The sequence below is a fragment of the Kiloniella laminariae DSM 19542 genome, from assembly GCF_000374005.1.
GTDB lineage: Bacteria > Pseudomonadota > Alphaproteobacteria > Kiloniellales > Kiloniellaceae > Kiloniella > Kiloniella laminariae.
This window is the reverse complement of record NZ_KB893169.1, coordinates 156,557-168,633: the sequence shown is the minus strand read 5'-3', so window position 1 is coordinate 168,633 and position 12,077 is coordinate 156,557. Positions and strand designations below refer to the sequence as shown.

The 12,077-nt window shown below is 51.8% G+C and carries 10 protein-coding genes; 5 read left to right on the top strand and 5 right to left on the bottom strand.

The window, feature by feature from the left end; all coding sequences use genetic code 11:
* Nucleotides 1-2: 2 nt before the first annotated feature.
* Nucleotides 3-1,223 carry an NADP-dependent isocitrate dehydrogenase gene (locus tag B152_RS0119800; RefSeq protein WP_020594192.1) on the bottom strand — a complete coding sequence of 407 codons (1,221 nt, stop codon included), beginning with the start codon at nt 1,221-1,223 and terminating at the stop codon, nt 3-5.
* Between the two features lie 139 nt (nt 1,224-1,362).
* Nucleotides 1,363-1,947, bottom strand: a complete 585-nt coding sequence (locus B152_RS0119795) for an LOG family protein (protein ID WP_020594191.1) — start codon at nt 1,945-1,947, stop codon at nt 1,363-1,365.
* A gap of 325 nt (nt 1,948-2,272) precedes the next feature.
* Between B152_RS0119795 and B152_RS24495 the strand changes: the two genes are divergently transcribed.
* From B152_RS24495 to B152_RS0119770, 5 genes are all read left to right on the top strand, one after another.
* Complete coding sequence (locus tag B152_RS24495) at nt 2,273-3,406, top strand: LysM peptidoglycan-binding domain-containing protein (protein ID WP_020594190.1); 1,134 nt, start codon at nt 2,273-2,275, stop codon at nt 3,404-3,406.
* 130 nt (nt 3,407-3,536) lie between these two features.
* Complete coding sequence (locus B152_RS0119785; protein ID WP_020594189.1) at nt 3,537-4,235, top strand: phosphatidylserine decarboxylase; 699 nt, start codon at nt 3,537-3,539, stop codon at nt 4,233-4,235.
* A 1-nt stretch (nt 4,236) separates the two neighbouring features.
* Nucleotides 4,237-5,073, top strand: a complete 837-nt coding sequence (locus B152_RS0119780; protein WP_020594188.1) for a CDP-alcohol phosphatidyltransferase family protein — start codon at nt 4,237-4,239, stop codon at nt 5,071-5,073.
* A gap of 39 nt (nt 5,074-5,112) precedes the next feature.
* Complete coding sequence (locus B152_RS0119775) at nt 5,113-5,721, top strand: CDP-alcohol phosphatidyltransferase family protein (protein WP_020594187.1); 609 nt, start codon at nt 5,113-5,115, stop codon at nt 5,719-5,721.
* A 144-nt stretch (nt 5,722-5,865) separates the two neighbouring features.
* Nucleotides 5,866-6,642 (top strand): alpha/beta fold hydrolase, encoded by a 777-nt coding sequence (locus B152_RS0119770; protein ID WP_020594186.1) that lies wholly within the window; start codon nt 5,866-5,868, stop codon nt 6,640-6,642.
* Between the two features lie 353 nt (nt 6,643-6,995).
* Here the strand turns inward: B152_RS0119770 and B152_RS0119765 are convergent, their stop codons facing one another.
* The 3 genes from B152_RS0119765 to B152_RS25640 are packed head-to-tail and all read right to left on the bottom strand — an operon-like array spanning nt 6,996 to nt 11,880.
* A complete protein-coding gene (locus tag B152_RS0119765) occupies nt 6,996-10,199 on the bottom strand; it encodes an efflux RND transporter permease subunit (protein WP_020594185.1) in 3,204 nt (1,067 codons plus the stop codon).
* Nucleotides 10,196-11,317, bottom strand: a complete 1,122-nt coding sequence (locus B152_RS0119760) for an efflux RND transporter periplasmic adaptor subunit (protein ID WP_020594184.1) — start codon at nt 11,315-11,317, stop codon at nt 10,196-10,198. The genes B152_RS0119765 and B152_RS0119760 overlap by 4 nt, the downstream gene beginning before the upstream one ends.
* Nucleotides 11,314-11,880 (bottom strand): PadR family transcriptional regulator, encoded by a 567-nt coding sequence (locus B152_RS25640; RefSeq protein ID WP_020594183.1) that lies wholly within the window; start codon nt 11,878-11,880, stop codon nt 11,314-11,316. The genes B152_RS0119760 and B152_RS25640 overlap by 4 nt, the downstream gene beginning before the upstream one ends.
* Nucleotides 11,881-12,077 lie beyond the last annotated feature (197 nt).

Sequence of the window (12,077 nt, the reverse complement as noted above, 5' to 3'; positions counted from 1 at the left end):
GCTTATGCCTGATCCATAACTTTTTTCAAGTTTTCATCGATAGCATCCATGAAAGCTTCTGTCGTTAGCCAGCTCTGGTTCGGGCTGATCAGCAGGGCCAGATCTTTGGTCATCTTGCCTGATTCGACGGTATCGATACAGACCTGCTCGAGCGTTTCAGCAAACTTGACGACTTCCGGTGTGTTATCAAACTGCCCGCGGAACTTGATGCCCCGGGTCCAGGCAAAGATAGACGCAATCGGGTTGGTCGAGGTTTCTTTACCCTGCTGGTGCATCCGGTAGTGACGGGTAACCGTACCATGGGCTGCTTCAGCTTCAACGGTCTGCCCGTCGGGGGTCATCAGAACGGAGGTCATCAGGCCAAGAGAGCCAAAGCCCTGGGCAACGGTGTCGGACTGAACGTCGCCATCATAGTTTTTACAGGCCCAGACAAAACCACCAGACCATTTCATGGCAGCGGCAACCATATCATCAATCAGACGATGCTCATAAGTAATGCCCTTGGCAGCAAACTTGTCGGCAAATTCAGCCTCAAAGATTTCCTGAAAGAGATCCTTGAAGCGTCCGTCATAGGCTTTGAGGATGGTGTTCTTGGTGGAAAGGTATACGGGCCAGCCAAGGTCGAGACCATAGTTCATACAGGCGCGGGCGAACCCGCGAATGGAATCATCCAGATTGTACATGCCCATGGCAACGCCGGCCTCAGGGAAGTCAAAAACTTCGCGGGTGACGGCTTCGCCACCATCAGCGGGCTGGAAGGTCATGGTCAGTTTACCGGCACCGGGTACAAGGAAATCAGTCGCTTTGTACTGATCACCAAAAGCATGACGGCCGATGACAATTGGCTGAGTCCAGCCCGGAACCAGTCTTGGAACGTTTTCCATGATGATTGGCTGGCGGAAGACGGTACCGCCCAGAATGTTTCTGATGGTTCCGTTGGGTGAACGCCACATTTTTTTCAGTTTGAATTCTTCAACACGGGCTTCGTCAGGCGTGATTGTTGCGCACTTGACACCGACGCGGTGTTTTTTGATCGCATTGGCAGCATCAACAGTGATCTGGTCATCTGTTGCGTCGCGGCTTTCGACAGAGAGATCGTAATACTTAAGATCAACATCGAGATAAGGCAGAATAAGTTTTTCCTTGATTCTGTCCCAGATGATCCGGGTCATTTCATCGCCGTCGAGTTCAACGATCGGGTTTTTTACCTTGATTTTGGCCATGTTAGCCTCCTTGTTTGTCGGCTTATTGCGTCTGTTTTGGGAAACTCTAGAAGGAAAATAGCAGTCTTTCGCTGCAGTGCAAGATAATGGAGGATTTTCACCGGATACTAATCCAGGTTAAATCCGGATTAAAGGTGGATCAAAGCAGCGTAACGTCCGGTTTTACCCGTGAATCAGGTAGGTTTTCCAGGGTCACGAAGACTTCTTCAATGCTGTTGACAACAGAATAGATATCTTCCGGTTTCTGGCGGAGATAGCCGCACTCAATCTGGTGATTGATCAGATCTGTGAGAGGGGTCCAGAAGTTCTCCAGGTTGATCAGGATAATCGGCTTGTCGTGCATCCCCAGCTGTTTCCAGGTGGCAACTTCGAAAAATTCCTCCAGCGTTCCCAGTCCCCCGGGAAGAATGCAAAAGGCATCAGAGCGTTCGAACATCTGCATTTTCCGGGTGTGCATGGAATCGACAACAACGAGTTCACTGACACCCGTGTGTCCAACTTCAAATCTCTGCAGGTATTCAGGAATAATACCGGTAACCTGACCATTGCCGGTGAGGGCACCGTCTGCGACCCGGCCCATGGAGCCAACGCGCCCGCCACCATAAATTATTTCAATTCCTTTTTCGGCAGCCTGTTGTCCGAGAAGGGTTGCCTGGTCAAGATGTTTTTCGCTTACCGAATTGGAAGAACCGCAGTAGACGCAGATTGAAGTGATACCGCTCAAATCGTTTCTCCTTGAAAATACAGCATAAAATGTTTCAAATTTTGTTTAACTACATAGGGCGTTATAATTATGGCGCGGGTGATAGAAAAGCCGATCATCCGCGCCATCGTGGAACATCATATTCCAATAAGTGGCTTTTATGCTTGTGAAAAAATGATTATTTTGTCCCAAGGGGGATGCTTGCCTGAATGACATCTTGATTTATATCGGGTAAAAGTTGTGTCTTGTGCTTTTTTGCGCAGTCCTTAACCTGTCCACTCAACAGGCATCTTGGAGGAAAATCACCTTTGAGTGTCTGGTCGTTATTGTTCCGGGAGACTATCCTTTGAGTCGCGCCTTCGCCCTTGCTTTCGTTTTTATCCTTGCCCTTGCCGTGATCGGCGGGATGATCTGGTATACAGGTGATGATGATACATCGGCCGGGCTGTCTGACGGCGCTTCTGGAGACGCCGAAGTCGTTACCAAGAATCTCACCCCACGCGGCAAGGTTATCGAGAAAAAAACGGAAACACCAGAACCAGAGACACCTGAAGCTGGTAAGACCGCTGATCCTGATGTCGAGGGGGCTGGCAGCAACGACGTTATCGCCCCGACCGACCTGCCGGAGGCGCAAGCACAGGAAGGTGAGGATCAATCCAGCGAGAACCAATCTGAAGTCTCGTTTGATATTATCCGGGTCGAGAAAAATGGAGATACAGTCCTGGCAGGGCGCGCACCTGCTGACAAAGAGGTTCGGATATTGGACGGAACAACCATACTGGGGCGGGTTGACGCTGACCAGAATGGCCAGTGGGTCTATGTCCTTGAAACACCGCTTGAGCCCGGCACGCATGAACTGGGACTGGAAGTTGAACAGGAAGACGGCAACAAACTGAAATCTGCGGATGTTGCGGTTATTGATGTTCCCGAAGGTGAAAAATCTGCTCTGGCTGTTCTGGTTCCTGCCGACAACCAAGGGGCCAGCCGGGTGTTGCAGCTTCCAGAAAAGGTTGGTGAAGAAGGCATCAAGAGCGGCGAATTGGCGTTGGATAGTGTCGATTATGATGAGGTTGGCAAGACTGTTATCGGCGGAACCTCTACTCCGGGGCAAAAGGTTGTTGGATATCTCAACAACGAATTTGTTGGACAGGGTACTGTCAATGATCAGGGGCGCTGGACCGTCGAGCCTGAAAAAAATGTCGAAGAGGGGCTGCATCAGCTCCGGATTGATCAGGTTGACGAAGCCGGAAAGGTTACGGCGCGTGTTGAAATTCCCTTCTCCCGTTCCGGCAAGGTGGAAACCCGGCCTGATGAGCGGGTTGTAACAGTGCAACCTGGTAATAGCCTTTGGCGTATTTCCCGTAGTATCTATGGCGAAGGTGCCCACTTTGCGGTTATTTATGATCGAAACAAGGACCAAATTCGGGACCCGGACCTGATTTATCCGGGACAGATTTTTGTTCTGCCAAAAGGCGAATGATTTTCTAGGGTTTTTTGGTTGCCTTAAAAAACCTTACATTTGTGGCTGTAATAACGTATTACACAGAATTAACTGCTGCCGGACCTTGTGTGTTGTTGAAGGTTCGGTAGGAAAATTTATGAATCAATGAATGGAGAAGACTGTGCTCAAGCACATACTGGTGCCAATAAACAAAGCTGGATGGCCTTTCGTTGGGGGCGCTCTTGCCCTGAGCGTGATCTTCGCTCTTATCTGGAAGCCACTGGCAGTTGTCGGATTGATACTTGCTGCATTCTGCACGTACTTCTTTCGTGATCCAGAGCGTCAGACCCCGATACGCGCAGGGTTGGTTGTCAGCCCCGCCGATGGACATATCAGTGCCATCGAAACGGCAGCTCCGCCGGCAGAGCTTAACATGGGAACCGAGCCGCTGATGCGGGTTTCGGTTTTCCTCAGCGTGTTTGATGTGCATGTCAACCGTGTACCTGCTGCTGGTAAAATTACTGAGCTGGCTTATCATCATGGTGCTTTTCTCAATGCAGCCCTCGACAAGGCTTCTGAGCTGAACGAGCGCATGTCGGTCAAGATGGAAACCGAAGACGGCAAGGAAATCGCTTTTGTACAGATTGCTGGCCTGATTGCCAGACGGATTATCTGTAACCTGAGCATGGGCCAGGAAGTAAAAACAGGCGAAAGATTCGGCTTGATTCGCTTCGGAAGCCGGACAGATGTCTATCTGCCAAACGGTGTTGCTCCACTGGTTGCTGTTGGACAGCAAATGATTGGTGGGGAAACGGTGATTGCCGACCTGCAATCAGACGAATCTGTTCGTGAAGCCGAGGTGAGATAACATGGCAGGTCTCAAGCGCCGTCACCGCCTTCATGGGTTTTCCATAAACCGTCTGATTCCAAATGCAATCACTCTGATGGCTCTTTGTTCCGGTTTGTCCGCAATCCGGGCAGGACTGGCCCAGAACTGGGAATTGGCGGTTGCCGGAATTGTCGTGGCGATGGTGCTGGATGGACTGGATGGTCCGGTTGCCCGCTTGATGAAAGGGACCAGTGAATTTGGCGCTCAGCTCGATTCACTGGCTGATTTTGTCAACTTTGGGGTGACACCTGCTTTGCTTATCTATCTCTGGGCTATGGATGGCACCGGAGGACTGGCCTGGGCTGTTGCCCTGTTTTTTGCCATCTGTTGTGGCATGCGGCTGGCCCGGTTTAATGCCAGCCTGCAGGACGAAAATCCTCCCCCCTGGGCGACCAAGTTCTTTACAGGTATCCCGGCGCCTTGTGGCGCGGGACTGATCTTGCTACCGGTCGTACTTAGTTTTGAGCTGGGCGATGATTTTTTCCGCTCTTCCATCCTTAATGGTGTGATGCTGGTTCTGGTTGGCGGACTGTTTATCAGTACGATCCCGACCTATTCCTCAAAGCGTATCAGAATTCCCCGTCGCTATGTCGGGTTTGTTCTGCTCGGTGTGGCGATCTGTATCATGCTGCTCTACAGCACCCCCTGGATGTTCCTCAGTGTGGCCGGGCTGGGTTATCTGGTCAGTATTATTCTGGCCCAGTTTTCCTATCGTAACACCAAGGCCAAGATGATGGCGCAGATGACCCCGGAAAACAAAGACCCGGAAAACAAAGACCCCGAAGCAGGACCGGATCAGTCGCCCACAGGGAAATAAACCGAAGCAACCTGACAAAGAATAGGGAAACAGATCTCTATGTTTGATGCCTGGATGCGTAAAAGAATTGACCCGGCCCTTGAGCGGCTGGGTCGTTCTGTTTCGGACAAGGGGATCACGGCTAACCAGGTGACCTGGACCGGATTTGGCATTGGTCTGATGGTCATTCCGGCCCTGGCGTTCGGATACCCGCTGATTGCTCTGGTCTGTATTCTTCTGAACCGTATCTGTGATGGGCTGGACGGAGCTGTCGCACGGATCAGGGGGCTGTCTGATCTGGGCGGATATCTCGATATTACCCTGGATTTCCTGTTCTATTCGGCGGTGGTTTTTGGTTTTGCTTTGCTGGACCCGCTCCGGAACAGTCTCCCTGCTGCTTTCCTGATCTTTTCTTTTGTTGGTACCGGGAGCTCGTTTCTTGCCTTCGCGATCGTGGCAGAGAAACGGGGGATCTCGACAGATATCCGGGGTAAAAAAAGTATCTATTATCTCGGGGGGCTGACAGAGGGGACAGAAACAATCGCCTTGCTGCTGGCCTTGTGTCTCTGGCCGGAAAGTTTTCCCTGGCTGGCCTGGGGATTTGGAGCACTCTGCTGGGTCACCACGGCTTTTCGTATCCATGCGGCGATGACAAGCTTTCGCCCCTGAATATTTTACCCCGATCATATGTGGACGATTGTCAACTTTGGATAGCTATAGAGAAGTGATGAATTTTTTAATAATATCAGTGGTTTATGGTTATTGTCATCGCGTATTTGTTGAGATACACTATCTGGAACGAAAGGTGAATACATGCGCAGACACAGCTTCGAACATGATGATATGGTCTTCTCCTTCCTCGATGCTGGTGGCGAAGGAAAACCCTTACTTGTGCTACATGGTCACTGGATGGGAGGATCTGATTTCGGCGTGTTGGCCGAAGACCTTGCCCCCAACTGGCGGGTGATCGCACTAGACCAGCGCGGCTTCGGCGAAACCGACCATGCCGTGCCACATAACCTGCCTGCTTATGTTTCTGATGTGATTGCCTTGCTGGACCATTTGTCCATTACAGAACAGGTTCCTGTGCTTGGTCATTCTTTCGGGGGCATTGTCGCCTATCATCTTGCGGCTGCACATCCTGATCGTGTTTCGGCGATGATCATCGAAGACATCGGGGTTAACATTCAGGACGATTCAGCACCCTATGTGGAGAACTGGGACGTCACGTTCCGCTTGCGTGAAGCCCTTGAGGAGCATCTTGGCCCCCGCCTTGCCCCATATCTGCAAAACTCTATCCACCGGATTGCTGAGGGCTGGACGCTCAATTTTGATCCTGCGGAATTTTTGGTGTCAGAACAGGCGACCAATGGTGATCATTGGGATATCTGGCTACAGAGCAAGTGTCCGGCTCTCGTTGTGTCGGGGAGTACAAGCCGCATCTCTGACGCAGCAGAATTGCAGTCTATGGCCGAGCGGCGGGAGGACACCAACTTCGTCCAGCTTAACGCGGGGCACTCCGTCCACATTGATGCCCGGGCAGAGTTCGTGGATCTTTTGCAGCAGTTTCTGAAACGCTGGCATTCGTGAACCGCAGTTTTTCTCGGGCTTTCGCCGCCGCAAGAGGGCTCGATAACCTTCTTGCTCTACTGTTGGAATCGCGACTGAATGCAATAGCTCCCGTGTAAAACAGATTGCGAGCTTCATCGCATCCTGACGATCGGGCTTGGCCACCGCCGCATAGTTGTGCGGAATGCGGGAAGAGGCAATCACCGATACTTTGAACTCAGCAGTCATCAACACCGATACCAATAAGAATCCGAAGCGGGCGAGATGTATTGCTTACTTGAGTAAGCTGGAATCTCGTCTGTTTTGAGAACTCCTGCATCGCAGCAGTTATGCGCAACACCATTCAGCGTGGTATTTTTTATATTTTTGCCCTTCTATTCTGCTGCTTTTGGCGGAGGCGAGCTTTCTTCGTCAGGCAAAGAGGTGCGAGCTTTCTTTAATCGCTGTCGAATTCTCTGGACAAGGTTCCGGGTATTGGAGCGGATCATCAGCGAGCAGGGGGTGATGACCAGTGTAAGGATAGTGGCAAAAAACAAGCCAAAGGCAATGGCTGTGGCAAGCTGGGTCCACCACTGGGTCGAAGGCCCGCCGATCTGTACCGTTCTGTTGATCAGGTCGATATTTGTCGAGAGTACCATCGGCATCAGCCCGAGAATGGTGGTGACTGTTGTCAACAACACAGGGCGCAGGCGCTGGGCCCCGGTGCGGATGATGGCTTCCTTCTGATCTTCAAATTTGGTTGCCACATAGTCATAGGTGTCAATCAGCACGATGTTGTTGTTCACCACAATCCCGGCGAGGGCAATAACACCGATCCCCGACATGACAATCCCAAAGGGTTGTCCGGTAATCAGCAGGCCGATCAGAACCCCGATGGTTGACATGATGACGGCAGAGAGGATCAGAAAAGCGCTGTAGAAGCTGTTGAACTGGGTGACCAGAATGATCGCGATCATAAAGAGAGCGACACCGAAGGCCTTGACCAGAAAGTCCTGCGATTCCTGCTGGTCCTGATTTTCTCCCTTGAACTCGACCCTGACAGACGGGTCGATGTTCTGGGTTGCCAGCCAGCTTTCCATCTGCCTGACCATGTCGTCGGCCAGAAGACCTGGACGGATATCCGACTTCACTGTGGCAACACGCTTGCTGTCGACGCGGTTGATCAGCCCGACTTTGGGGAAAGCCGTCCGGGTGATGAAGTTAGAGATTGGGATCAGGCCGACATTGGTCTGGATCTTGATCTGGTCGAGATGTTCGATGCTCCGGTAATCACGGGGCAGGCGCACCACAAGGTCGATTTCCTCATCGCTTTCGTCGGGGCGGTAACTGCCAAGTTTCATGCCGTTTGTTACCATGCGGATATAACTTCCGATCAGGGAGATATCAGCCCCGAATTTGGCTGCCTGGGCGCGATCAACATCTATCCGCCATTCGATCCCGGGAATAGGGAGACCATCTTCAATGTCGATAAAGTCCTCGGATTCCTGAAGATGATTGGCAATCAGCCGGGCTGTAGGATAAACGCCAGAGGGATCGTCGGAAGATACCTCGATCTGGATCGGTTTGCCGGAAGAGGGGCCATCCTGTTCTTTACGTAACTCGATGGAGATGCCAGCCAGCATGGTTGTGCGTTCGCGGATTTCGTCAAGGATTTCATCCGCAGGGCGGCGATTGAACCAGTCGGTAAATTCCATCTGGATGTTGCCGATCACATCTTCAGGCTGATCCCGTCCGGATGAACTTTCCGCATTGCTGTTGGCATAGATGCTGTGGAATTCCTGCTTTTCGTTTTGCAGTTCGATAATGACCTGCTCAACCTGTCGCACCAGAAAATCCCGCTCATCAATCGACATGTTCCCTTGGGCGCGCACCTGCAAAACAACGTTGTCCGGTTCGATGTCGGGGAAAAACTCGACGCCTTTGCCATAGGTTCCATAAAGGAAAATGACACCGATAAAGGAAACGAAGGTCAGGCTGACAACGGTGCCGGGGAAGCGCAGTACTTTCTCCATAAGGGATATGTAACCCCCGGTCAGTCCTTTGACTTTGTGAAGGTCTCCGCTTTCAGAAGCAGCCAGATTTTCCATGGTTTCCTTGTCAGCAGCTCCTCCGGGTTTGCCGATCAGTCCGCCCAGTGTCGGGACAACCACAAGGGCCATGACCAGCGAGGCGCTGAGCGTGGCAATAAGGGTTATGGGCATGAATTTCATAAATTCGCCCATGATACCGGGCCAGAAAATCAGAGGCGCAAAGGCAGCGAGAGTTGTCGCGGTGGAGGCGATAATTGGCCAGGCCATGCGCTGGCTGGCCTGCTTGTAGGCCGCAACCCGGTCGAGACCCTCGCTCATCTTGCGATCAGCAAATTCGGTAACGACAATTGCGCCGTCGACCAGCATACCAACCGAGAGGATCAGGCTGAAGAGAACCACAACGTTTACAGTCATGCCCGCTGCGTGCAGCATCATGATCGAGGCCAGAAAGGATCCGGGTATGGCCAGGCCAACCAGCAGGGAGGATCGGAAACCCAGCGCAGCAACAACGATGATCATAACCAGGATGATGGCCGAAAGAACGTTGTTCTGCAGGTCCTGCAGCATGGTGCGGATGTCAGTTGACTTGTCCTGGCTAAAAGAGACCTCGATGGCTTCTGGCCAGTTTTTACTGGTTTCGTCTACGACGGCACGAACCTGTTCAATGGTCTCGATAATGTTTGTGCCGGTGCGCTTGGAGATTTCAAGCGTCAGGGCAGGGTGGCTGTTAACCCGGGCATACTCTGTCGGATCCTTGAAGGTTTTCCTCAGCAGACCGATATCCCTGACCCGGACAACTGCATCGCCATTGACCTTGACCGGCATGTCCAGAATATCATTTGTATTTTCAAAAAGTCCTGGGACCTGAATGGCAAAACGGCCTTGCCCGGTATCAAGCGAGCCGGCAGCGACAACCAGATTTGATTTGGCGACGGCATTGATGATGTCGTTGGCATCCAGGTTGTAGCTTTCCAGCATCAGGGGATCGACGACGATCTCGATCAGTTCGTCCCGATCTCCGACCAGTTTGGCTTCCAACACGTTGGGCAGGGCTTCAAGCCTGTCCTGGAGATCTTTGGAAATGTTCAGCAAGGCGCGCTCGGGAACCGAACCCGACAGGTTTATGACCAGAATGGGAAAAAGACTGAGGTTGATTTCGTGGACGGTTGGTTCGTCGGCCTCGTCGGGCAGCTCTGCCTTGGCAATATCCACTTTCTCTCTGACATCGGCCAGAGCCTGATCTACATTGAACCCGGCATCAAACTCCATTGTGACATTACCGCCGCCCAGAAAGGCGCTGGAGCTCATCTCCTTGATGCCCTCCAGGCTGCGCAGTTCTTTTTCCATCGGCTTGAGCAGCAGGCGCTCTGCGTCAGCTGGCGAGATACCGTCGTGATGCATGCTGACATAGATCGTGGGAATGTCGATGTCAGGATTGTCTTCCTTGGGAATCGTGACATAGGACACTGCCCCTGCAATCAAAATCAGGATCAGAGAAAGCAGTACCGTACGAGACCGCCCAAGGGCTGCTGAGATAACGCCATTCATGAGTGATCACCGCTTGCGTTGAAAACCTGTAACGTCCGGGCATCAACAGGGGTAACCGTCTGCCCGTCCGTGACCAGCTCCTGGCCGATGACGATAAAGGTCAGGGTTTCGGGCAGGCCACCAAGCCAGAGACCATCTGAAGCATTTTCAAGCACACTTGCTTCGCGGAACACAACCTGGTTTTTGTCGTTGAGGGTTTTGACCCCGACTGCGCCCGAATCAGAAATTGTGAGAATTCCAGGTGAAACCTTGTGAGCACGGGTGGTGTTGAGGTCAATGGTGGTCTCTGCGGTCATACCGTCTGTGATCAGCTGTTTTTCATTGGGGACAGCAATCTCAATCCGAAATGTTCTTGTGGCGGGATCTGCCATAGAGGCGATGAACCGGACAGAGCCCTTGATTCTTTCTCCGGTTACCAGTTTGACGGATGCGGGGTCGCCGACTGAAATAAAGGGCACCAGCCGTTCACTGACATCCGAGGCGACAAGGATTGTCGAAAGATCAACAACAGTGCCGATTTTGTCCCCGACATCGACAAACTCGCCAATTTCAACGCTGCGTTCATTCAGTACCCCGTTAAAGGGGACAGGAATACGGGTGTTGGAGAGAGCGACCTTGACCCGGCTCAGTTCGGCTTCGGCAGATTCCAGTGCGGCCTTACTCGCGGCCAGCTGGGTTTCAGCTTTGAAACCCTTTTGTGACAGGCGTTTGGCTGCTGCGTATTCAATCGCCCTCTGTTCTTTCAGGGCTTCGTATTCGGCGACCTTGGCTGATCGTTCATTCACGTCCAGCCGTGCAATGATTTTACCGGATTCAACCCGCTGTCCCTTTTCATAGGGGAGTTCGACAATACGGCCGCTGGTCTCGCTTTTTACATCCACATACCGCAGGGCTTCTGTCCGCCCGCGAATGGTCAGGTGCCGGGTGAAGTCTTCTGCGCTCTGTTGCAGGACCCGAACCGAAGGGATGCGTTGTTCCTGATTCAGATCAACAGGAGGTTTCTTTATCTCTGGCTGTGCAGAGGTTCCAGCTTCGGAATCCCCTGAGAATTGACCGGATGCCACCCAGGTAATAGATCCTGCAGCAAGAGCGAATGCGAGAAGATAGGATATTTTCATAATACGAGCCTGCCTGATGTCTTGCTGGTTGAGAGCGGCGGGAGGGAAGAACCCTCGCTCGGAAATGCGTGTTTGTGTTGCTCAAGATAGTCGAGCGAAGATTTGTAGATGGTCATGCCCAGACCATGGCAGAGTTGCCGACCCATGGGAAAAGTCGATGGGTCGCAGTCACTCATGCGTTTTATGGTCTCCTGATAAAAAACAATCCGCTTGTCGATAAGCAGACGCATCTGGCGTGGGGGCAGAAGATCAGAGAAATAAAGTAGAAAGAAAAAATCCGAAGTTACTCTATCCGGTGCAGGAGGGGTCATGAGGCTTTCCATCAGCACCAGATTTCCCTTTTCTGTCAGCCGATAGACTTTCTTGTCGGGACGTTTTTCCTGGGCCATCTGGGTGCAATCGACCAGCCCTTCACTGGACAGGCGCCCGAGTGCCGGATAGATCGAGCCAAAACTGGCATCCTGAAAGTGGCTGAAAGGACCTTCTTCAAAGGCTTTCTTTATTTCGTAGCCACTGGCTTCTCCCAGATAGAGGGCGCCGAGGCAGAGAGTTCTAACGTCCATAAAGATTTTCTCGTTTTATCACCTATGTGGATTAAATATAGATCGTTCTGTCATATATCAAGCTGATATATGACAGAACGATGTGCATATCATGAAATTTTTGTTTTCTGCCAATCGCGCAAGGACATGGTCTTTTTGCTTTTGATTTTGGTTATATCGTTGAATTATTGACTTTTAAGTCGGGGATTTATCTAAAA